This window comes from Enterobacter sp. kpr-6 (assembly GCF_900116015.1).
GTDB lineage: Bacteria > Pseudomonadota > Gammaproteobacteria > Enterobacterales > Enterobacteriaceae > Enterobacter_D.
The window spans coordinates 697,224-720,017 of sequence record NZ_FOYH01000001.1; the positions used below are offsets into that span (position 1 = coordinate 697,224).

The 22,794-nt window shown below is 55.7% G+C and carries 22 protein-coding genes; 7 read left to right on the forward strand and 15 right to left on the reverse strand.

Translation table 11 applies throughout. From position 1 onward, the window contains the following. Window positions 1-46: 46 nt before the first annotated feature. A complete protein-coding gene (locus BM373_RS03255) occupies window positions 47-1,120 on the reverse strand; it encodes an acyltransferase family protein (protein ID WP_090459378.1) in 1,074 nt (357 codons plus the stop codon). A gap of 279 nt (window positions 1,121-1,399) precedes the next feature. Here BM373_RS03255 and lolC point away from each other — a divergent pair, with 279 nt between their 5' ends. From lolC to cobB, 5 genes are read left to right on the forward strand one after another with little or no spacing between them, the layout of a single operon-like run. Continuing rightward, a complete protein-coding gene (gene lolC, locus BM373_RS03260) occupies window positions 1,400-2,599 on the forward strand; it encodes a lipoprotein-releasing ABC transporter permease subunit LolC (protein ID WP_090459380.1) in 1,200 nt (399 codons plus the stop codon). After that, on the forward strand, window positions 2,592-3,293 hold the full coding sequence (gene lolD, locus BM373_RS03265; protein WP_090459382.1) for a lipoprotein-releasing ABC transporter ATP-binding protein LolD: 702 nt from the start codon (window positions 2,592-2,594) through the stop codon (window positions 3,291-3,293). Before lolC ends, lolD begins: the two co-directional genes overlap by 8 nt. Continuing rightward, window positions 3,293-4,537: a lipoprotein-releasing ABC transporter permease subunit LolE gene (gene lolE, locus BM373_RS03270; RefSeq protein WP_090459384.1), complete on the forward strand. Its 1,245-nt coding sequence runs from the start codon at window positions 3,293-3,295 to the stop codon at window positions 4,535-4,537. Before lolD ends, lolE begins: the two co-directional genes overlap by 1 nt. A 16-nt stretch (window positions 4,538-4,553) precedes the next feature. Then, entirely contained in the window at window positions 4,554-5,465 is a 912-nt protein-coding gene (nagK, locus tag BM373_RS03275; protein ID WP_090459387.1) for an N-acetylglucosamine kinase, read from the forward strand. 15 nt (window positions 5,466-5,480) lie between these two features. Further along, window positions 5,481-6,302 carry a Sir2 family NAD+-dependent deacetylase gene (gene cobB / locus BM373_RS03280; RefSeq protein WP_090459388.1) on the forward strand — a complete coding sequence of 274 codons (822 nt, stop codon included), beginning with the start codon at window positions 5,481-5,483 and terminating at the stop codon, window positions 6,300-6,302. An 11-nt stretch (window positions 6,303-6,313) separates the two neighbouring features. Here the strand turns inward: cobB and BM373_RS03285 are convergent, their stop codons facing one another. The 6 genes from BM373_RS03285 to potA all read right to left on the reverse strand — a co-directional run bounded on the left by BM373_RS03285 (window position 6,314) and on the right by potA (window position 12,001). Further along, window positions 6,314-6,823: a methyltransferase gene (locus tag BM373_RS03285; protein WP_090459390.1), complete on the reverse strand. Its 510-nt coding sequence runs from the start codon at window positions 6,821-6,823 to the stop codon at window positions 6,314-6,316. 356 nt (window positions 6,824-7,179) lie between these two features. Then, window positions 7,180-8,046: a prohibitin family protein gene (locus BM373_RS03290; protein ID WP_256214543.1), complete on the reverse strand. Its 867-nt coding sequence runs from the start codon at window positions 8,044-8,046 to the stop codon at window positions 7,180-7,182. A 134-nt stretch (window positions 8,047-8,180) separates the two neighbouring features. Then, on the reverse strand, window positions 8,181-9,224 hold the full coding sequence (gene potD / locus BM373_RS03295) for a spermidine/putrescine ABC transporter substrate-binding protein PotD (protein ID WP_090459395.1): 1,044 nt from the start codon (window positions 9,222-9,224) through the stop codon (window positions 8,181-8,183). Then, on the reverse strand, window positions 9,221-10,012 hold the full coding sequence (potC, locus tag BM373_RS03300; protein WP_090459397.1) for a spermidine/putrescine ABC transporter permease PotC: 792 nt from the start codon (window positions 10,010-10,012) through the stop codon (window positions 9,221-9,223). The genes potD and potC overlap by 4 nt, the downstream gene beginning before the upstream one ends. Beyond that, a complete protein-coding gene (gene potB / locus BM373_RS03305) occupies window positions 10,009-10,866 on the reverse strand; it encodes a spermidine/putrescine ABC transporter permease PotB (RefSeq protein WP_090459399.1) in 858 nt (285 codons plus the stop codon). Before potB ends, potC begins: the two co-directional genes overlap by 4 nt. After that, window positions 10,850-12,001, reverse strand: coding sequence for a spermidine/putrescine ABC transporter ATP-binding protein PotA (gene potA / locus BM373_RS03310; RefSeq protein WP_177220115.1), 1,152 nt, complete (start codon window positions 11,999-12,001; stop codon window positions 10,850-10,852). Before potA ends, potB begins: the two co-directional genes overlap by 17 nt. A gap of 260 nt (window positions 12,002-12,261) precedes the next feature. On the opposite strand from potA, the gene pepT reads away from it, so the two are divergent. Beyond that, window positions 12,262-13,491 (forward strand): peptidase T, encoded by a 1,230-nt coding sequence (gene pepT / locus BM373_RS03315; protein ID WP_090459403.1) that lies wholly within the window; start codon window positions 12,262-12,264, stop codon window positions 13,489-13,491. 81 nt (window positions 13,492-13,572) lie between these two features. Here the strand turns inward: pepT and BM373_RS03320 are convergent, their stop codons facing one another. From BM373_RS03320 to rluE, 8 genes are all read right to left on the reverse strand, one after another. After that, window positions 13,573-14,694: a ribosomal protein uL16 3-hydroxylase gene (locus BM373_RS03320; RefSeq protein WP_090459405.1), complete on the reverse strand. Its 1,122-nt coding sequence runs from the start codon at window positions 14,692-14,694 to the stop codon at window positions 13,573-13,575. A gap of 103 nt (window positions 14,695-14,797) precedes the next feature. After that, a complete protein-coding gene (gene phoQ / locus BM373_RS03325) occupies window positions 14,798-16,261 on the reverse strand; it encodes a two-component system sensor histidine kinase PhoQ (protein WP_090459408.1) in 1,464 nt (487 codons plus the stop codon). After that, window positions 16,258-16,932: a two-component system response regulator PhoP gene (gene phoP / locus BM373_RS03330; RefSeq protein ID WP_090459411.1), complete on the reverse strand. Its 675-nt coding sequence runs from the start codon at window positions 16,930-16,932 to the stop codon at window positions 16,258-16,260. The genes phoQ and phoP overlap by 4 nt, the downstream gene beginning before the upstream one ends. Window positions 16,933-17,045: 113 nt before the next feature. Continuing rightward, the gene (purB, locus tag BM373_RS03335) at window positions 17,046-18,416 is read right to left on the reverse strand and encodes an adenylosuccinate lyase (protein WP_090459413.1); all 1,371 of its coding nucleotides are present in this window, start codon (window positions 18,414-18,416) and stop codon (window positions 17,046-17,048) included. An 18-nt stretch (window positions 18,417-18,434) separates the two neighbouring features. Then, window positions 18,435-19,064: a high frequency lysogenization protein HflD gene (gene hflD / locus BM373_RS03340; protein WP_090459415.1), complete on the reverse strand. Its 630-nt coding sequence runs from the start codon at window positions 19,062-19,064 to the stop codon at window positions 18,435-18,437. A gap of 35 nt (window positions 19,065-19,099) precedes the next feature. After that, entirely contained in the window at window positions 19,100-20,269 is a 1,170-nt protein-coding gene (gene mnmA / locus BM373_RS03345) for a tRNA 2-thiouridine(34) synthase MnmA (RefSeq protein ID WP_256214544.1), read from the reverse strand. Continuing rightward, entirely contained in the window at window positions 20,262-20,720 is a 459-nt protein-coding gene (locus BM373_RS03350; protein WP_090459420.1) for an NUDIX hydrolase, read from the reverse strand. The genes mnmA and BM373_RS03350 overlap by 8 nt, the downstream gene beginning before the upstream one ends. A 10-nt stretch (window positions 20,721-20,730) precedes the next feature. After that, window positions 20,731-21,384 carry a 23S rRNA pseudouridine(2457) synthase RluE gene (gene rluE, locus BM373_RS03355; RefSeq protein ID WP_090459980.1) on the reverse strand — a complete coding sequence of 218 codons (654 nt, stop codon included), beginning with the start codon at window positions 21,382-21,384 and terminating at the stop codon, window positions 20,731-20,733. Window positions 21,385-21,501: 117 nt separating this feature from the next. On the opposite strand from rluE, the gene icd reads away from it, so the two are divergent. Beyond that, window positions 21,502-22,752 (forward strand): NADP-dependent isocitrate dehydrogenase, encoded by a 1,251-nt coding sequence (gene icd / locus BM373_RS03360; protein WP_090459422.1) that lies wholly within the window; start codon window positions 21,502-21,504, stop codon window positions 22,750-22,752. Window positions 22,753-22,794: the final 42 nt, after the last annotated feature.

The following is a 22,794-nucleotide window of genomic DNA, read 5'->3' on the forward strand; positions in this document are numbered from 1 at the left end:
ATGCAGTTTATTATCCTTCATCACGCCATTTTAGCAACGTCCGGCTTTAGCGGGTCGCCATCACAGGTCGTAAATCCACGGGCGGCGAGAAGAACACGTCGCCGAAAAGTCGCGTGGACAGTTTGCGCACCCACAGCCCGACGAGCGTGCAAATCAGCAGGCTGAGGAAAGGGTAAACCAGCAGCAGGGCCAGCTCCGTCGCCGGTGAAAAACGCCCCTGATTGAGCAGCGGGATCAGCGCCAGACTGAAGCCTTCCACCAGAATACGGTGGGTGGTGTAAATGGCGATGGTATTGGAGCCCACCACATTGAGAATATTGTTCTCACCCGGCGGGAAGCGCTGCTCCATCTGCCAGAAAAACTTCATCACCAGCACAATAGAAAACAGCGACAGCAGCAACGGCACGTTGGCAAACCACAGCAGCACCGCCGCCAAAAAACTGAGCGTCAGACCAATGGCGTAACGGCGAAGCGGAACGGTTTTGATGATCTCCATCACCGTTGCGCCATACCAGGCCCCGAGGCTGTAGTAAACGATATTGCGCACCACGCTGTTCATTCCCCACCACGGCAGCGGCAGGAAATTAATCGCAATCGACGCCAGCACCAGCACCGCCATCACCGGCCCTTTCCAGCGGGCGAGTACTTTACAGAGCACAAAATAGACCACCAGCGCATAGAGGTACCACAGGCTGGTGCTGGCGGTGATCAGGCCGTGCAGGAAGCTACTAAAGGAGTCGGCATAGGCCGCATTAGCGGCATTGCTGAGATCGCGCTCCGGGGCCAGCCAGGCGTTGATCAGGCTTAAGCCCAGCCATTGCAGCATCGCCCACAGTACCAGCACATAAACGATGCTCCATATGCGCTTATCAATGCACCCCTCCCACGCCACGCTCTCGACATAACGGCGGATCAAAAAGCCCGAAATAAAGAAAAACACCGGCATGCGGAACGGCGCGAGGTAGAGATTAAAATAGATCCAGCACTTAGCCAGTAAGCCTGAGAGGGGATGCGATAATCCCTCAAGATGCGGATAAAACGTGATCACCGAGTGGTAAATCACCACCAGACAGATGCATAACCCTTTGATTTGGTTAAGCCATAATGCTTTTTCTTTCATTGGAACGGTCAGCCTGATTTGCCATAAACATAGCGTGTAATAGTGGTGGTGATGCCCCCGGCTGTAATGCGTAACAGTCTGGATTTGGTTTTTAATAAAGACTTTTCGGAAAAAGATCAGGCCGGGCAGGGCAGACACGGCGGGCAGCGGCAGAGTAGTGAATTGATTTTTCAGAATTTTTTAAGCGCCTGCGCAAGAATTCGTCACGTATAAGCGATTTACCATCCCCGGTTTCGCTTATATACTCGTGAGTCTGCTCATCGCAACCAGACGGATTTCATGTACCAACCTGTCGCTTTATTTATTGGCCTGCGTTACATGCGCGGGCGTGCAGCCGACCGTTTCGGTCGCTTTGTCTCCTGGCTTTCGACCATTGGCATTACGCTTGGCGTGATGGCGCTGGTCACGGTGCTTTCCGTAATGAACGGCTTTGAGCGCGAGCTGCAAAACAACATCCTGGGGCTGATGCCGCAGGCCGTCCTGACCTCGCAGCAGGGGTCGCTTAATCCCCAACAACTTCCTGAAAACGCCGTCAAATTACAGGGCGTGAGCCGCATTGCGCCGCTCACCACCGGTGATGTGGTGCTGCAAAGCGCGCGCAGCGTCTCAGTAGGTGTGATGCTGGGCGTCGATCCGGCGCAAAACGATCCCTTAACGCCGTTTCTGGTCAACGTAAAGCAAAGCGATCTCCAGCCGGGCAAGTACAACGTCATTCTTGGCGAACAACTGGCCGGGCAACTGGGCGTAAATCGCGGCGACCAACTGCGTGTCATGGTGCCGTCGGCCAGCCAGTTTACGCCGATGGGCCGCCTGCCAAGTCAGCGCCTGTTTAACGTGATTGGCACCTTTGCTGCCAGCAGCGAAGTGGACGGCTATCAGATGCTGGTCAACATTCAGGACGCCTCGCGCCTGATGCGCTATCCGGCGGGCAATATTACCGGCTGGCGGCTGTGGCTTAACGAGCCGCTGAAAGTGGATGAACTCAGCCAGCAAACGCTGCCTGCGGGCACCGCCTGGCACGACTGGCGCGATCGCAAAGGCGAACTGTTCCAGGCCGTGCGCATGGAAAAAAACATGATGGGGCTGCTCCTGAGCCTGATCGTTGCGGTCGCCGCGTTTAACATCATTACCTCGCTGGGCTTAATGGTGATGGAGAAGCAGGGCGAAGTGGCGATCCTGCAAACCCAGGGGCTGACGCCGCGTCAAATCATGGCGGTCTTTATGGTGCAGGGTGCCAGCGCCGGTGTCATCGGCGCACTGCTTGGCGCATTGCTGGGCGCACTGCTTGCCAGCCAGCTTAATAATTTAATGCCGATTATCGGCGCATTGCTGGACGGCGCGGCCCTGCCGGTCGCCATCGATCCGCTACAGGTCGTCGGGATTGCGCTGGTGGCAATGGCTATCGCGCTCCTTTCAACGCTTTACCCCTCCTGGCGTGCGAGCGCCACTCAACCCGCTGAGGCTTTACGTTATGAATAAGATCCTGTTGCAATGCGACAACCTGTGCAAACGCTATCAGGAAGGGAACGTGCAAACCGATGTGTTGCACGACGTCAGCTTCAGCGTAGGGCAGGGCGAAATGATGGCGATTGTCGGCAGCTCCGGCTCCGGCAAAAGTACGCTGCTGCATCTTCTGGGCGGGCTGGACACGCCGACCTCCGGGGATGTGATTTTCGACAATCAGGCGATGAGTAAGCTCTCCTCAACGGCAAAAGCGGAACTGCGTAATCGCGAGCTGGGCTTTATCTATCAGTTCCACCACCTGCTGCCGGATTTCACCGCGCTGGAAAACGTGGCGATGCCGCTGTTAATTGGCAAAATCAAGCCCGCTGAAATTGAACAGCGCGCGCGGGATATGCTGCGTTCTGTCGGCCTTGAGCACCGGGCGAAGCACCGTCCGTCTGAGCTTTCCGGCGGTGAAAGACAGCGCGTGGCGATTGCCCGTGCGCTGGTCAACAAACCGCGCCTGGTGCTGGCCGATGAACCGACCGGGAACCTCGATGCCCGCAACGCCGACAGCATTTTTCAGTTACTGGGCGAACTGAACCAGTCTCAGGGCACCGCCTTTCTGGTGGTGACGCACGATCTGCATCTGGCGAAACGCATGAACCGCCAGCTTGAAATGCGCGACGGTCGCCTGACCGCTGAAATGACGCTGATGGGAGCGGATTAATGGTGTCGCCGTTATCGTTACTGATTGGCCTGCGTTTTAGCCGGGGCCGCCGCCGCAGCGGAATGGTGTCGCTTATTTCCGTGATCTCCACCATCGGCATTGCGCTGGGCGTGGCGGTACTGATCGTCGGTCTTAGCGCCATGAACGGTTTTGAGCGCGAGCTTAACAACCGCATTCTGGCGGTGGTGCCGCACGGTGAAATCGAGCCGGTGAATCAGCCGTGGAACAACTGGCAGGAAGCGCTGACCAAAGTTGAAAAGGTGCCGGGCATTGTCGCCGCCGCGCCCTACATTAACTTTACCGGGCTGGTGGAAAGCGGCGTCAATCTGCGCGCCATTCAGGTCAAAGGCGTCGATCCGGTTCAGGAAACGCGTCTGAGCGCGCTGCCGGGCTTTGTGCAAAACAACGCCTGGGCCAGTTTTAAGGCCGGACAGCAGCAGGTCATTATTGGCAAAGGCGTGGCCGACGGTCTGAAGGTGAAGCAGGGCGACTGGGTGTCGATTATGATCCCCAACTCCAGCGCCGATCATAAGCTGTTGCAGCCTAAGCGCATTCGCCTCCAGGTCGCAGGCATTTTGCAGTTAAGCGGCCAGCTCGATCATAGTTTTGCCATGATCCCGATGCAGGATGCGCAGCAGTACCTGGAGATGAACAACAGCGTCACCGGCATTGCCATCAAAGTGAATGACGTGTTTAACGCCCAGAAACTGGTGCGTGACGCGGGCGAAGTCTCCAACAGCTACGTTTACATCAAAAGCTGGATCGGCACCTACGGCTACATGTACCGCGACATTCAGATGATCCGCGCCATTATGTATCTGGCGATGGTGCTGGTGATCGGCGTCGCCTGCTTTAACATCGTTTCGACGCTGGTGATGGCGGTGAAAGATAAAAGCGGTGACATCGCCGTACTGCGCACGCTGGGGGCAAAAGATGGCCTGATCCGCGCCATTTTTGTCTGGTATGGCCTGCTGGCCGGGCTGTTCGGCAGCCTGTGCGGGGTGGTGATTGGGGTGGTCGTGGCGCTTAATCTAACGCCAATTATGAACGGCATTGAGAAACTTATCGGCCATCAGTTCCTCTCCGGCGACATCTATTTTATCGACTTCCTGCCGTCGGAACTGCATGCGCTGGATGTGGTGTACGTGCTGGTCACCGCGCTGGTGCTGAGCCTGCTGGCGAGCTGGTATCCCGCGCGCCGGGCCAGCAACATCGATCCGGCGAGGGTTTTAAGCGGACAATAACTAACAAGGAGTGGCGATGTATTACGGATTTGATATCGGTGGCACTAAAATTGCGCTGGGTGTGTTTGACGCTAACCGCTGTTTGCAATGGGAAAAACGCATCGCCACACCTCGCAGTAGTTATGACGATTTTTTACAGGCGATTGCCGCGCTGGTTCACGAAGCCGATGCGCGCTTTGGCGTGAAAGGCTCCGTCGGCATCGGCATTCCCGGCATGCCGGAAACGGCAGACGGCACGCTCTATGCGGCCAATGTTCCCGCTGCCAGCGGCAAACCGTTGCGCGCTGATTTAACCGCACTGCTTGGGCGCGACGTGCGCCTCGACAACGATGCTAACTGTTTCGCGCTGTCCGAAGCCTGGGATGATGAATTCACCCAGTATCCGCTGGTTATGGGGCTGATCCTCGGCACCGGCGTCGGCGGCGGGCTGGTGATTAACGGTAAATCGGTGACCGGTCGCAGTTATATCACCGGCGAGTTTGGTCACATTCGCCTGCCTGTCGATGCCTTTGATGTGGTCGGGTGGGATTTTCCGCTCACCCGCTGCGGCTGCGGCAAACTCGGCTGTATCGAGAATTATCTTTCCGGTCGCGGTTTTGCGTGGCTGTACAACCACGTCTACGATCAGCCATTATCATCGCCAGAAATTATCGCCCGCTGGGAGCAACATGATGCCAAAGCCCGCGCGCACGTGGATCGCTACGCCGATCTGCTGGCGGTGTGTTTGGGTAATATACTCACCATAGTGGATCCTGATTTGCTGGTGCTTGGCGGCGGATTGTCGAATTTCAGCGCCCTGACTACCCTGCTGGCCGAACGTTTGCCTGCGCATTTGCTGCCCGTGGCCCGGGTTCCGCGCATAGAGCGGGCACGGCACGGCGATGCAGGTGGCATGCGGGGTGCCGCATTCCTTCACCTCACCGATTAACCAGAAGAGGTTGCTATGCAGTCGCGCCGGTTACACCGACTGACCCGTTTTCGTCGCAACAAGCGTCGTCTGCGTGAGCGTCTACGTCAGCGTTTATTTTTCCGAGACAGAGTGGGGCCAGATGTGATGGAAAAACCCAGAGTCGTTGTACTGACCGGGGCGGGCATTTCCGCCGAGTCAGGTATTCGTACTTTCCGCGCGGCTGATGGCCTGTGGGAAGAGCATCATGTGGAAGACGTGGCCACGCCGGAAGGTTTTGCCCGCGACCCGGAACTGGTGCAGTCGTTTTATAACGCCCGCCGTCGTCAGCTCCAGCAGCCCGATATCGCGCCTAATCCTGCGCATCTGGCGCTGGCCCGTCTGGAAGAGGAACTGGGCGACCGCTTTGTGCTGGTAACGCAGAATATCGATAACCTGCACGAGCGCGCGGGTAACCGCAATGTGATCCATATGCACGGCGAATTACTCAAGGTGCGCTGTGCAAGCAGCGGGCAGGTGCTGGAGTGGACAGGCGATGTTACTCCGGAAGACAAATGCCATTGCTGCCAGTTCCCGGCTGCGCTTCGCCCGCACGTGGTGTGGTTTGGCGAGATGCCGCTGGGCATGGATGAAATTTACAGCGCGCTGGCGATGGCCGATGTGTTTATCGCCATCGGCACCTCCGGGCACGTCTATCCCGCCGCCGGGTTTGTGCATGAAGCCCGTCTGCATGGCGCGCACACCGTCGAGCTGAATCTGGAGCCAAGCCAGGTCGGCAGCGAGTTTGCCGAGAAGCACTACGGGCTGGCAAGCGCGGTGGTGCCGGAGTATATCGATAAGCTGCTTAAAGGGTTGTAACCGCCTGAGGGCTACTGCACCTGAAGCAGTAGCCCTTCTTCCCGCCGCGCCGCCAGGATCAGAAACGCAATAATATAAATGCAGCACAGCAGGGCGATCATGCTGACAAACCACGGCAGACGCGTCACGTAGACCGTGCTGCATGACAGGATCACGATAATAATTCCGCAGTACATGGGATGCGCCAGCCAGCGAAAGATCCCATCCTCCACTACCGGCGCATGGGGCAAATAGTAGCCCGCCCAGGTATGACTCTCTCCCAAATCGATTTTTCCTTTCACCACCAGTCCCGTCCCGATGATCGCCAGCCCCATAGCAATCCAGTCGAGGTGCGTGATGACAGCGGGTAAAAAGAGGCTGTAAGCGAAGGTGAGAATGGGGAGCGGATAAAGGATTTTTAACAGGGTGATGGCGCGGGGATCGATGAGCGGCAGCACGCCCGGCTTGTTGGGTTTGTCGTAGATAAACACGACGAAGACCACAAGGTTAGCCAGCTGAATCAGCAGATAGAGTGTGTTCATGGTTATTCACTCGGATGAGAGAATAAAGGGATGTTTCAAGCGTAGCCTGGCGGCGGGGATTTGCGATGAGATCAGATGACCCCTCACCCTAACCCTCTCCCACGGGGAGAGGGGAGAGGGGAGAGATCGAGTGCGGATTTGTTTTTTCCCCTCACCCTAGCCCTCTCCCACAGGGAGAGATCGAGTGCGGATTTGTTTTTTCCCCTCACCCTAGCCCTCTCCCACGGGGAGAGATCGAGTGCGGATTTGTTTTTTCCCCTCACCCTAACCCTCTCCCATGGGGAGAGGGGACAGATCGAGTGCGGGACCGCCTTTCTCCCTCTCCCTGAGGGAGAGGGCCGGGGTGAGGGGGGACCTTATCGGGTCGTGGAAATAAACGGTACGGTAGCGTTGGGCAGCATCGTTTGTGGCAGTTTACCGTCCCATTTCTCTGCGGTCGTCAGTTCAATCAGCGCGGGGTTTTCGCGAATTGACTGACCGCGCAGGCGAATAACTTCTGCTTCGGCGGCCCCTTTCAGGCGAATGCTCTCCGCCTCTGCTTTAGCGGCGGCCAGTCGGCTGTCTGCTTCGGCCTGCGCCTGTGTCACTGCAATTTGGGCCTGAATCTTCTCCGTCTCCAGATTCTGTCTGCGGGTCGCAATAGCCACTTCTGCTTTCATGCGGTCTTCAATCGATTTTTCATACGCGTCTGAAAAATCAATGTTCTCTATCTGCACACTGTCAATGATCACCGGCCCGACAATGGCCTTACGAATAGCGTTTTGCAGATCCTGAACCAGCCGGGTTCTGTCCTGGACGGCGCTAATCGCTGTGTATTGACCGAAGACGTTTTCCAGTTGGGTCGGCAACTGCCGGATGATTAAGCGTTCTTTTAAGGCATCGATAGTGTTATAGGTCGCATACACGGCTGCGATATCAGATGGCTGTAAATGAAAACTCACCGATACTTTCATCGTTGCGGGTTGTTGATCGCGGCTGTAGGCCTGAACGCCTTCGTAAACCAGCGCCTGATTACGGGTTGAGATTTTTTCAATGCGTTCAATAAACGGGATCTTAAATCCCAGTCCCGGGTCGGCCACTTTCACGATTTTTCCATAGCGCAGCAGCACGCCACGTTCGCCTTCGTTGATGGTGTAATAAGAGAGAAACAGCAGAAACAGCACGACCAGTGCGCTGATGATAATTTGCAGGCTGCGTGGAGCCACTTTTTTTTCAGGGGTCATTAAGCTCATCCATGGCGTTAGTAGAGGTTGTTAAACCTCAGCAGATTACCATGGCGCTTTGCATGTAACGTGTCGGCTGGAATAAATCAGAATTTATCAAGATACCGGGGCATTAACGCCCCGGCAGAGAGGGATTAACGCCCGGCTTTCAGCTTCTGGTAATACTCTTCATAAATACGGCTGGCGTCGCCGACATCGTTCTGCCATTCGCCTTTGCTGATGGTGTCTGCATCCGGGTAGAGCGACTTATCGTTTGCCACGTCCGGCGACAGCAGTTTACGCGCGGCGAGGTTAGGCGTCGGATAGCCGATGGTTTCTGCGACCTGTTTCGCCACGTCCGGGCGCAGCAGGAAGTTGATCAGTTTTATCGCGCCATCGACGTTTTTGGCATTAGCCGGGATCGACAGGCTATCCATCCAGAAAATGCCGCCTTCTTTCGGCCAGACCACGCGCAGCGGCGTGCCTGCCTGACGCGCCACGTATGCCGAACCGTTCCACACCATCCCCAGATTCACTTCGCCTTCCATATACGGGTTTGCCGGGTTGTCGGAGTTAAACGCCGCCACGTTTGGCATCAGTTTTTGCAGCTCTTTATACGCCGCTTCGATCTCTTTCGGATCGGTGGTGTTGCCGGACAGCCCCAGTTTGCGCAGCGCTACCTGGAACACTTCGCGCGCATCGTCGGTCAAAAGCAGGCTGCTTTTATATTCCGGTTTCCACAGATCTGCCCAGCGGGTCACGGTGTCAGGATCGATCGCATCGCCGTTGACGCCAATCGCCGTGGCTCCCCAGATATACGGAATGGAGTAATCGTTATTCGGATCGAACGGCTTGTTCAGCATGTCCGGATCGAGATTATGGAAGTTGGTCAGCTTCGTTTTGTCGATCTTCTGGATCATGCCTTCTTTGCGCATTTTATCGACGAAGTAGGTAGACGGAACCACCAGGTCGTACGCGCCTTCTTTGTAGGTCTTAAGCTTGGCGTACATGGTTTCGTTCGATTCATAAGTCGAATAGATCACCTTGATGCCGGTCTCTTTGGTGAACTGTTCAAGCAAACCAGGCGGCACGTACTCCGTCCAGTTATAGAAATAAAGGGTTTTATTGTCCGCATGCGCGGTGCTCATACCCAGTGCCAGAGCGCCCGCAGCGAGCAGGTGGCGTGACCATGTGATCATTTTAACGTCCCCTGAGATTTGGTTTTATCACGTGCAATAAGCTGACTGGCAACCACCAGGACCAGCGAGAGTACTAACAGAATAGTCGCCAGCGCATTCACCTCCGGTGACACGCCGACTTTCACCATCGAATAGATTTTCAACGGTAGAATTTCATAGCCGGGACCGGTGACGAACGACGACACCACCACGTCATCCATGGACAGGGTAAAACTTAACACCCAGCCCGCCGCCACCGCAGGCATCGCCAGCGGCAGAATGATTTTGCGCAGAATGGTGATTTCGCTGGCCCCCAGATCTTTAGCCGCCTCCAGCATCCGCACATCAAAGCCCTTCAGCCGTGAATAGACGGTGACCACCACAAACGGCAGGCAGAAAGTGATGTGTGAAAACAACAGCGACCAGAAGCCAAGCTGGATGCCAATCAGCATAAACAGCACCAGCAGGGAAATCGCCATCACGATATCCGGCGACATCATCACCACAAACAGCATTCCGCTGACAAACGGCTTGCCGCGAAAACGGTAGCGGTAGAGCGCCACCGCCGTCAGCGAGCCAATCAACGTGGCAAAGGTGGCGGAGAGCACCGCCATGGTCAGCGAGTGCTGCGCGGCCTGGAGCAGGCTGTCGTTGTTCATCAGCAGGCGGTACCAGTTGGTGGTGAACCCCTGCCAGTTAATGCCAAAGCGCGCGCTGTTAAACGAGTTAACGATCAGAATAATGATCGGGATATACAGGTACGCATAAATGGCGGTCATGAAACCGCCGCGGAGCAGGCGACCAATCATTCCAGATCCCCCTTTTTATTCAGGAAACGCATCGCCCGCCAGTAGACCAGCAGCATCAGTCCCATCACGACCGTCAGTGTAATGCTGGTGGCTGAACCGAAAGGCCAGTCGCGGATATTCAGGAACTGGCTTTTGATGACGTTGCCGATCAGCAGGTTTTTCGCCCCGCCCATTAGATCCGACACGTAAAACAGCCCCATCGCAGGCAGCATCACCAGCAGGCACCCGGCGATAATGCCCGGCATGGTCAGTGGAATAATGATGCGAATAAAGGTTTGCAGCTTACTGGCACCCAGATCTTTTGCCGCCTCCAGCAGCGGTTTATCCAGCTTTTCAATGCTGGAATAGAGCGGCATCACCATAAACGGCAGCAGGATATACACCAGCCCGACGATCACCGCACCCGGCGTAAACATGATGCGGATCGGCGTGTCGATGATCCCCATCTCCAGCAAAAAGGCGTTCAGGTAGCCTTTGGTGCTGAGAAACAGTTTCAGGCCGTAAATGCGGATCAGCGAGTTGGTCCAGAAAGGAACAATCAGTAAAAACAGCAGCAGCGGACGCACTTTTTGCGGCAGTTTCGCCAGAAACCAGGCGAAGGGATAGCCGAGCACCAGGCAGGCGAGGGTGGCTATCAGCGCCATATTCAGCGAATGCAGCAGCACCTCAAAATAGAGCGGATCAAGCAGGCGCGAATAGTTTTCCAGCGTAAAGACCAGCTTAACGAATGAGGTATCGTCGCGGGTCAAAAAACTGGTGGCGATGATCATCAGGTTAGGCAGAAAGACAAACAGCACAAGCCAACCGACGATAGTGGCAATTACCACATTCTGGAATTTACTTGTGCTCTTCATCAGCCAGTACGACCTCCCAGCTTTCTACCCAGTTGATGACCATTTTCTGATCCAGCGAGTGGTCAAAGTCCGGGTCATCTTCATTAAAAAATTCGCTGACCATCACCATCTTGCCGTTTTCCAGCTCCACCACCGATTCCAGCGTCATGCCTTTATAGTTGCGCTCGCGCACAAAACCAATCAGGCCTTCCACTTCGCTGCTGTCGTTGACCTCGTCCACGCGCAGATCTTCCGGGCGCAGCATCACGTTCAGGCGCTGGCCTTTTTCCACCGGGAAGGTGACGGTGATATTGCATTCGCGGCCTTCGACGTTGGCGCGCACGCGCTGGCCGTCAATACGTTCAATGACAGTCGCGCTGAAGATATTGATTTCACCGATGAAGCTGGCGACGAACAGGTTTTTCGGCTCTTCGTAAATTTCACGCGGGGTACCGTCCTGCTCAATGCGGCCGTCGCGCATCACCACGATGCGGTCGGACATGGTGAGGGCTTCTTCCTGATCGTGGGTGACGAAGACAAAGGTAATGCCGAGCTTACGTTGCAGTGCTTTCAGCTCGTTTTGCATCTGCTTACGCAGTTTGTAATCGAGCGCGGAAAGCGACTCATCGAGCAGTAACAGTCGCGGTTTATTGACCACGGCGCGGGCAATCGCCACACGCTGCTGCTGGCCACCGGAAAGCTGATGGGGTTTACGGTCGGCAAACTCGTCGAGTTGCACCATTCGTAACGCTTCAGTCACGCGCGGGGGGATTTGATCGGACGGTGTTTTTTGCATCCGCAAGCCAAAGGCCACGTTTTCAAACACGGTCATGTGCGGGAACAGGGCGTAACTCTGGAAGACGGTATTGATGTGGCGATGTTCCGCCGGGACGTTCGTGATGTCCTGTTGGTCCAGGTGAATATAACCGGCATCGACCGATTCAAGCCCTGCGATCAGGCGCAGAACGGTGGTCTTACCGCAGCCGGAAGGGCCAAGCAGTGTGAGAAATTCGCCATTATTGATGGTGAGATCGAGATCGGAAATGACATTTTTGCCATCAAAACCTTTTCGAATTCCCTCCAGATGCACCAGCGGCGAACGCGAACGTGTTTGTGTATTCAATTTTTGACTCTGTCCCGTGTAAACGCAGCGGATAGCTTAACCGGTGCGGGGTTTGTGATTAACCACCTTAGGGTCTGACACATTATTGAGGCCTGGCATTCTACGGCAAACCACTGAAATCGCCAATGCTTGTTATTATTTACCCTGTCGGCCAGGTAATTTCTTAACCCGGCTTATTTGCGCGGCGGAGCGGGATAAAAAAATAACGTTTGCAGGAGTAAAAGTGACCTGACGCAATATTTAAGTTTTCGCGCTTATCAATAATGTTGTCTCAAATAGTGAGGATGGCCCGCATGGATAAATTACTTGAGCGTTTTTTGCACTACGTGTCGCTGGATACGCAATCGAAACCCGGTGTCAGACAGGTTCCGAGCACGGAGGGGCAATGGAAACTGTTAGAGTTGCTCAAAACACAACTGGAAGAGATGGGGCTGGTTAACGTTACGCTGAGCGAGAAAGGCACGGTCATGGCGACCCTTCCCGCCAACGTTGAGGGCGATATTCCCGCCGTCGGGTTTATCTCTCATGTTGACACCTCACCCGATTTTAGCGGTAAGAATGTCAAACCGCAGATTATTGAAAACTACCGTGGCGGCGATATTGCGCTCGGTATCGGCGACGAAGTGCTCTCCCCGGTGATGTTCCCGGTGCTGCATCAACTGATGGGGCAGACGCTGATCACTACCGACGGCAAAACGCTGCTCGGCGCGGATGACAAAGCGGGCGTGGCGGAGATCATGACCGCGCTGGCGGTGTTGATCGCCAAAGACATTCCCCACGGTGATATTCGCGTAGCCTTTACCCCGGATGAAGAAGTGGGCAAAGGGGCGAAGCATTTCGACGTCGCCGCCTTTAACGCACAGTGGGCGTATACCATTGATGGCAGTGGAGTAGGCGAGCTGGAGTTTGAAAACTTCAACGCCGCATCGGTGACCATTAAAATCGTCGGCAATAATGTCCATCCCGGCTCGGCGAAAGGGGTGATGGTGAACGCGCTGTCGCTTGCCACGCGGATCCACGCAGAAGTGCCCGCGGAAGAAAGCCCGGAGCAGACCGAAGGCTACGAAGGTTTTTATCATCTGACCAGCATTAAAGGCACGGTAGATCGTGCCGAAATGCATTACATCATCCGCGATTTCGACCGCAAAATGTTTGAAGCCCGCAAACGTAAGATGATGGAGATCGCCAAAAAGGTCGGTAAAGGGCTGCACCCGGATTGTTACATTGAGCTGATCATCGAAGACAGCTACTACAACATGCGTGAGAAGGTCCTTGAGTATCCGTTTATCCTTGATATCGCTCAGCAGGCGATGCGCGACTGCGATATCGAACCGCAGTTAAAACCGATTCGCGGCGGCACCGACGGCTCGCAACTTTCCTTTATGGGACTGCCATGCCCGAACATTTTCACCGGCGGCTACAACTACCACGGCAAGCATGAGTTTGTGACGCTGGAGGGGATGGAAAAAGCGGTGAAAGTGATTGTGCGAATTGCGGAGCTGGTGGCGAAGAATCAATCCTGAAAGACGGGTTTAGTTTCCCCCTTTCCGGGGAAGAGGGCCGGGGTGAGGGGAAGTCCCTTCACCCCGGCCTGTTTTTACCGCTTAATCTTCGAAGAACCAGTACCCGCTGTTGACCAGTGCGGCGAGCATCGCGAGGAATGACGGATCTTCCAGCGCATCGCCGAGCGTGTCAGCTTTGATCACAATATGATTAGCCAGCGCAGCGAGGGCCGGGCGATGCGGCGAATCAATCTTCTCGCCGTTAACAAACACATCGTCACCAATGCGCAGCACGCGCAGTCCACCGAGACGCACCAGCTTGTCGCCCTGTTGTAAGGCATCGTAGATTTCATCCGGCTGATACGGCGGCTCCGGCGGAGCCACGTCCAATTCGTGACGTGACTGCGAGACAAATTCCCCAAACCACTGCTGGAAATGCTCCGGCTGATTGATCAAATCGAGCATCATCCCGCGCAGTCCGTCCAGTTCCTGCGGCAGAATATCCGCCGGGTGATCGCGCATCGGGACATCCGGATCGGTATAGCGATGGCTACCCAGCTCGCGTTGCAGCACATAATCGGCGAAACCGCTGATCAGCTCGCGACCGCTCGGCGCGCGGAAGCCCACCGAATAGTTCATCGAATTTTCCAGCGAATAGCCTTCGTGCGGGAATCCTGGCGGAATATAAAGGATATCGCCCGGCTCCATCTCTTCATCAATGATGGCGTCAAACGGATCGACCTGGAGCAAATCCGGGTGCGGGCAGTGCTGCTTCATCGGCACTTTTTCGCCCACGCGCCAGCGGCGGCGACCGGTGCCCTGAATGATAAACACGTCATACTGATCGAAATGCGGCCCTACGCCGCCGCCCGGTACGGAAAACGAGATCATCAGATCGTCGATGCGCCAGTCGGGAAGGGCGCGGAACGGGCGCATCAGCGCGGCGGTCGGCTCGTGCCAGTGATCGACGGCCTGCACCAGCAGCGACCAGTTGTTTTCACTCAGGTGATCGTAGCTTTCGAATGGCCCGTGACTGACCTGCCATTTGCCCTCGTGATGACTGACCAGGCGGCTGTCTACTTCGCTTTCCATTGCCAGCCCCGCCAGTTCATCCGGCGAAAGAGGATCGACAAAATTCGCAATACCCCGCTTCAGCACCACCGGGCGTTTTTGCCAGTAGCGTGCGATAAAGTCGGGCCAGTCTAACGTTAAGTGATAGTCCATATAATTTTCCAGGGCTTACGTACCTGAGACGGATTATAACGGAAGGATGACGGGCTGCGTGTGGGGCGGCCGCTTATTTTTAACGAACTCTTAACTGTCTGCGTTAATTATCACCGGCGGTAGCCTGCTGGCGGGCAAAAATCGCTTCCATACGCGCACCGCCCAGCGGACTTTCACCCGCGAGGATCTGCCCGTCGTACTGCTCGACGATTTCCCGTGCCACTGATAACCCCACGCCCTGGCCGGGTCGTAGCGTATCCGCCCGCTGGCCGCGATCGAACACCATATCGCGTTTAGAGGCCGGAATACCGGGGCCGTCATCTTCCACTACAATATGCAGTTTATCGTCTGACTGGTGCGCGGAAACTTCAACAAATTCAAGGGAGTATTTACAGGCGTTATCCAGCAGATTGCCCATCACTTCCATAAAATCATTTTGCTCACCGACAAAGCTGATTTCCGGCGAAATATCCAGCGTAATGTCCACGCCTTTGCGCTGATAAACTTTATTCAGTGCCGACGTGAGATTATCGAGCAGCGGGGCCACCGGATGCAGTTCACGGCTGAGTAACATATTGCCGCTGCGCATACTGGCGCGATGCAGGTAGTAGCCGATTTGTTGCGAGATCCGGCTGATTTGCTCCAGCATCACCGGTTCCGCCTCGCTGACGCTGAGTTTTTCACTGCGTAGCGAGCGCAGTGTGCTTTGCAGCACCGCCAGCGGCGTTTTCAGGCTGTGGGTCAGATCGGTCAGGGTGGTGCGGTACTTGTCGTAGCGATCGCGCTCGCTTTTGAGCAGGCGATTCAGATTGCGCACCAGGCTCGTCAGTTCGCGGGTGGTTTCCGGATTCAGTCGTTCGCGGTGATGCTCTTCCAGTTCGCGCACTTCGCCTGCCAGCGCTTCGATAGGGCGCAAACTCCAGCGCGCGGCAAGCCAGAGCAGGGGAATGACGAGCAGGAGATTGGCTGCCAGCACATAGATGAACCAGCTCCAGACCATATAAGAACGTTTAAGCTCGATGGGAATGGTGTCGATCACCACGATGGTCAGCTGCGGCATACGCGCCGTGGCAGGGTAGACATTCACGGCCACCGAGTGCGTCATTGCGCTGTCGTCATCGTCTTCACGGAAGGCTTTTAACTGCTGCTGTGCGCGGTGATCGTTACGCAATAACAGGCTGGTGGCGTCCACATCCGCTTCAATCTCGTGAAAACCGTTAGCGCTGAGCCACTCCGGGCGAACGCGCTTGATAAGCCAGGGCACGTCGCGCTGCGCCCACAGCAGTTTGCCTTTCTCATCGTAAATCACCGCCATGGAGGGGCTTTGCAGATTCAGGTTTTCCGGTAGCTCAATGCTGAACCTGTTGTTTTCCCATTTTGCGAGGGTATAGAAAAGGTTGCTCTCTCCGCGCAGCAGGCGAAAGGTGGTCTTGTCAAAACTGACGCTGTAACCGACCAGCGCCACCAGGCCATAGGAGAGGGAGAGCACCATCACCACGGCGGCGGTGGCCAGCAGAAAGCGAACCCGCAGGGAGAGCGGCAGGACGTGACGCAGCAATTTTTTCATTCGCGCAGTTCGAACAGGTAGCCCTGACCGCGCACGGTGGTAATGACATCAACAGGATATTGCGCCTGAATTTTCTTACGCAGGCGGCCCATCAGCACGTCAATGGTATGGCTTTCGCGCAGCTCGGCGTCCGGGTAAAGCTGGAGCATCAGCGAATCTTTGCTCACCACTTTGCCGCTGTTACGGATCAGCGTCTCCATGATGGTGTACTCGAAAGCGGTCAGCCGGATAGGCTCGCCATTCACCGACAGTTCACGGCGGGAGAGATCGACCTGGAACGGAGGCATGGAGATCACCTGCGAGGCCAGCCCGCTATTGCGGCGCATCAGTGCCTGCATCCGCGCTGCCACCTCTTCGATGTGAAACGGCTTGGTCACGTAGTCATCGGCCCCGGCGCTCAGCACTTCCACTTTGTCCTGCCAGCCTTCACGGGCGGTCAGGACCAGCACCGGAAGTGACACATCATGGGAACGCCAGCGGCGAATAAGCGACAGGCCGTCTTCATCGGGCAGCCCGAGGTCAACAATAGCAATGTCCGGCAGATGTTCATTCAGATAGTAATCGGCTTCTTTCGCATCTTCGGCGTCATCCACCTGATGCCCCAGTTCCTGAAGCTGCACTTTAAGATGGTGACGAAGCAGGGCATTGTCTTCCACAACCAGTACGCGCATCGTCCGGTTCCCCTCGTATTTTGATGAATTTAGTTTAACGCGGATTATGTCACTGATGGGATAAACATTGCTTCAACAGCCCCCTCTCCGGGCGGAAAGGGGGCAGAGGGCGGTTACTTCAGCTCGTCAACAAACGCCGTCGCACGGCCAATGTAGTTGGCAGGCGTCATCGCTTTCAGACGCGTTTTTTCGTCTTCCGGCAGCGCAAGGCTGTCGATAAACTGCTTCATGCCTTCCGCGTCAACGCGTTTACCGCGCGTCAGTTCTTTGAGTTTCTCATACGGCTTTTCAATACCGTAGCGGCGCATCACGGTCTGGATCGGCTCAGCCAGCACTTCCCAGTTGTGATCCAGCTCGTCCAGCAGACGGTCGCGGTTCACTTCCAGTTTGCTCACGCCTTTGAGCGTGGACTGATAAGCGATCAGCGCATAGCCGATACCCACGCCGAGGTTACGCAGCACGGTGGAGTCGGTCAGGTCGCGCTGCCAGCGGGACACCGGCAGTTTGCTCGCCAGATGCTGCAACAGCGCATTCGACAGCCCCAGGTTGCCTTCGGAGTTTTCGAAGTCAATCGGGTTCACTTTGTGCGGCATGGTGGAGGAGCCGATTTCACCGGCGATGGTTTTCTGTTTGAAGTGGTTCAGCGCCACGTAGCCCCACACATCGCGATCGAAGTCGATCAGGATGGTGTTAAAGCGCGCGATGCAGTCGAACAGCTCGGCAATGTAGTCGTGCGGTTCGATCTGAGTGGTATACGGGTTCCATTGAATACCCAGTGAGGTCACAAACTCTTCGCTGAACTGGTGCCAGTCCACTTCCGGGTAAGCGGCGATGTGGGCGTTATAGTTGCCGACCGCACCGTTGATTTTACCGAGGATCTCCACCTGCGCGAGCTGGCGGTACTGGCGCTCCATGCGGTACGCCACGTTCGCCATCTCTTTACCCATGGTTGACGGGGTAGCGGGCTGGCCGTGGGTACGGGAGAGCAGCGGAATATCGCGGTACTGGTGCGCCAGATCTTTCACGGCGTCGATGATTTTACGCCAGTACGGCAGCACCACTTCTTCGCGCGCGGTTTGCAGCATCAGCGCGTGGGACAGGTTGTTGATGTCTTCTGACGTACAGGCGAAGTGGATGAACTCAGACACGGCGTGCAGCGCCGGAACGTCGGCCACTTTCTCTTTCAGAAAGTATTCCACCGCTTTCACGTCGTGATTGGTGGTGCGCTCGATGGTTTTGATGCGTGCGGCATCTTCTTCATTAAAATCGGCAACGATTTTATCAAGGTAACCGTTTGCGTCGGCAGCAAAAGCAGGAACTTCCTTGATCGCTGCATGCGCGGCCAGCTTTTGCAGCCAGCGAACTTCTACCTGAACACGAAATTTCAGCAAACCGTATTCGCTGAAAATCCCGCGCAGCGCGCTGACTTTATCGCCGTAGCGTCCATCGACAGGGGAAACGGCGGTCAGTGAGGATAATTCCATAGGTCACAACTCCGGGAGTTAACAATGAGCAAGAATTTGTTTTGCCTGTGTGGACAGGCGATTACGGGAAAACATTAATTGCAGGCGGCCACCGCCAACCTGGTGCCACAGCACGGCGGCGCGGATCCCGGCGAGCAGGGCAGAGCGGACTTTTGCCTGTACCTGCGCGCTTTGCAGCACCGCCGGGGAACCGGTCACCTGAATGCGCGGGCCAAGGGGACTGATCACGTCCACATAAATCGCCGCCATCGCGCTTAACAGGGTGTCCGATTGCAGATCGAAGTGTTCAAGCTGGCGATCGAGGCCGGCAATGCGCTCGCCTAAGGTGTCCATCGCGCCTTTGTGGGCGGCCAGTTTACGCTCCAGCACCATCAGACTCAGGGTGTAGCGGGTCAGTTCGGCATTCAGCCCCTGACGGTTGCTGGCGTTGAGCACGCCGAGCAGGGTTTCAAGCCCTGTCCGCAGATTGGCTTCGCTACCGCCAAACACCCCCAGCGTGGAGTCGGGATTCAGATCGATAACGCTATTGAGCGAAACATGGAGCGCATCCGCATCGCAGTGTCCCTGGTGCGCGAGTTGCTGCACCAGACGGGCGGACTGGCAAATACCGGCCAGGGCGATGGTGATGTCGTAATAATTTTTAGCCACGCGTTCTCCTTGTGCTTTCGCTCTCTGTTTCGTCGTTAAACTGGCAGCGGCAGGCGCTGTTCAATAATGCCACCGCCGAGGCACACTTCGCCGTTGTAGAACACGGCGGATTGACCCGGCGTAACGGCGGCAACCGGCTCGTCAAAGCGAACCTCAATTCTGTCGTCGTCAAGCGCCGTAATGGTGCAGGGAATATCCGTCTGGCGGTAGCGGGTTTTCACCGTGCAGTGCAGCGTCCCGGTGACCGGCTGGCGATCCACCCAGTGTAACTGCTGGGCAATCAGACCAACGGACATCAGGCGCGGATGCTCATGACCCTGGGCGACCACCAGCACGTTGTTTTCAACGTCTTTGTCCACCACGTACCACGGATCTTCGCTGCCTTCTTTAGTGCCGCCGATGCCAAGGCCCTTGCGCTGGCCGAGAGTGTGATACATCAGCCCCTGATGCTGGCCGATAGTTTCGCCGTCAACGGTGATGATTTTACCCGGCTGAGCAGGCAGGTAGCGGCCAAGGAACTCGCGGAATTTGCGCTCGCCGATAAAGCAGATGCCGGTGGAATCTTTTTTCTTCGCAGTGATAAGCCCAAGCTCTTCAGCAATCTGGCGCACCTGCGGTTTTTCCAGCTCGCCGACCGGGAACAGGCTTTGGGCGATCTGATCGTGGCCGAGCGTATAGAGGAAATAGCTTTGATCTTTGTTGCCATCCAGACCGCGCAGCAGGCGGCTTTTACCGTCTACGTCCGCACGGCGCACGTAGTGACCGGTGGCGATATAATCCGCACCCAGGTCTTCAGCGGCAAACTCAAGGAAGGCTTTAAATTTGATCTCTTTGTTGCAGAGGATATCCGGGTTCGGCGTGCGTCCGGCTTTATATTCAGCCAGGAAATGCTCGAACACGTTATCCCAGTATTCTGCGGCAAAGTTAACGGTGTGCAGCTCAATGCCGAGCTTATCGCACACCGCCTGCGCATCGGCAAGATCGGTGGCGGCGGTGCAGTATTCCTCGCCGTCATCTTCTTCCCAGTTCTTCATGAACAGGCCTTCCACTTTGTAGCCCTGTTGTTGCAACAGGTAAGCGGAGACGGAAGAATCGACACCGCCGGACATGCCGACGATCACTTTTTTTGGGCTATCAGACATAGAATACTCACGACATTGAACTTCAAGGCGGCGTATTCTATCACGCGTTAGCGACTCAGGCATCCCCTGTAAACGGCCAGTTAAATTCTCCGATCATCGCAAGCGGATAGCGCGGCCCGCTCAGGTAGCTGCGAATGCTTTCCGCAACCAGCGGAGAGCGCAGATTGTTAGCCGTTAAAATCTCCTCCGCGCTGACCCACAGGCAGCGATCGATGTCGCTATCGTGCGGCTCAGTGGCGCACATTTCATCAAGTTCAATGGCAAACAGAAAGCGCAAAAACGGCGTCCGGTCGGGGGCGATCCACTGATGCATACGGATAAAATGCTGCGGAGTGGCCTCAATGCCGGTTTCTTCATATAGCTCGCGGCGCGCGGCCTGTACCAGCGTTTCATCAGCTTCCAGATGTCCGGCGGGCTGATTCCACAGCGCTTTGCCGTTAATCGTCTCTTCCACCACGAGGTATTTATCTTGTGAATGGACTATGCAGGCAACAGTGACATGCGGTTTAAACATTAATGAGTCCTTAAACAGAGGTGTCGCGCCATTCGCCATTGGCGAGATTATCGAGGGTGTAAGCGCCCATCGCATACCGTATTAAGCGTAGCGTCGGGAAGCCCACATGGGCAGTCATACGGCGAACCTGGCGATTGCGGCCTTCATACAGGGTGATTTTAAGCCAGGCGGTGGGAATGGCTTTGCGCTCACGAATCGGTGGATTACGCGGCCACAGCCAGTCAGGTTCGGCAACCAGTTCCACGCCTGCGGGCAGGGTGGGACCGTCGTTAAGCGTCACGCCGTTACGCAGCGCATCAAGCGCCTCAGGCGTGGGTTCCCCTTCAATTTGCACATAATAAATTTTCCCGGTGCGCTTGCCGGGCTGGGTGAGTTGCGCCTGCAACGCGCCGTCGTTGGTCAGCACCAGCAGCCCTTCGCTGTCGCGATCCAGACGCCCGGCGGCATAGACTCCGGATACCGGAATATAATCTTTTAACGTACTGCGCCCGGCTTCATCGGTAAATTGCGGCAACACATCGTAGGGTTTATTGAACAGGATCACCCGTTTTGGCACGTTTTCGTTGCGGCGCTTAGCAGCTTGTCGTGAGCTGAATCGCTCAACGCGGTGATTTCTAAAAGAAGTTTTGTTCATGGTATTTTCAGAAGTTATCAATTGCCGCATTATAACGGAATCACGAGCGGCTTTCATGACGCGCAACAATCAGTTAGTATCGACATGCTCATTACAATTTATTAACAAATAATCAGTCATAACCAGAAGCGCTCGAAGGAGAGGTTAATGGAAAGCAAAGTAGTTGTTCCGGCGGAAGGTAGTAAGATCACCCTGCAAAACGGCAAGCTGAATGTTCCCAATAATCCGATTATCCCTTTCATCGAAGGTGATGGGATCGGTGTGGACGTCACGCCGCCAATGCTGAAAGTGGTTGATGCCGCTGTGGAGAAAGCCTACAAAGGTGAGCGTAAAATTTCCTGGATGGAAATTTATACCGGTGAGAAATCCACCCAGGTATACGGCCAGGATGTCTGGCTGCCGACTGAAACTCTCGATCTGATCCGCGAATACCGCGTGGCGATCAAAGGCCCGTTGACTACGCCAGTTGGCGGCGGCATTCGTTCCCTGAACGTGGCCCTGCGTCAGGAACTGGATCTGTACGTGTGTCTGCGTCCGGTACGTTATTACGAAGGTACCCCAAGCCCGGTTAAACGCCCGGAACTGACCGACATGGTGATCTTCCGTGAAAACTCCGAAGACATCTACGCAGGTATCGAGTGGAAAGCTGACTCTGCCGACGCGGAAAAAGTGATCAAATTCCTGCGTGAAGAGATGGGCGTGAAGAAAATTCGCTTCCCGGAACATTGCGGTATCGGCATCAAGCCGTGCTCTGAAGAGGGCACTAAGCGCCTGGTCCGCGCGGCCATTGAATACGCCATCACCAACGACCGTGACTCTGTGACCCTGGTTCACAAAGGTAACATCATGAAGTTCACCGAAGGCGCATTCAAAGACTGGGGCTACCAGTTAGCGCAGGAAGAATTCGGTGGCGAACTGATCGACGGCGGCCCGTGGCAGAAAATCAAGAACCCGAACACCGGTAAAGAGATCATCATTAAAGATGTGATTGCCGATGCGTTCCTGCAACAGATCCTGCTGCGTCCGGCTGAATACGACGTGATTGCCTGTATGAACCTCAACGGTGACTACATCTCCGACGCCCTGGCCGCTCAGGTTGGCGGTATCGGTATCGCCCCAGGTGCTAACATCGGCGACGAATGCGCCCTGTTTGAAGCCACCCACGGCACCGCACCGAAGTACGCAGGTCAGGACAAAGTGAACCCAGGTTCCGTGATCCTTTCTGCTGAAATGATGCTCCGCCACATGCAGTGGTTCGAAGCCGCAGACCTGATCGTTAAAGGCATGGAAGGCGCAATCGCTGCCAAAACCGTGACCTATGACTTCGAACGTCTGATGGAAGGCGCTAAACTGCTGAAATGTTCAGAGTTTGGCGACGCGATCATCGCGAACATGTAATCCGCAAGACGGGTTAAACAAGAACGGGAACCGAAGGGTTCC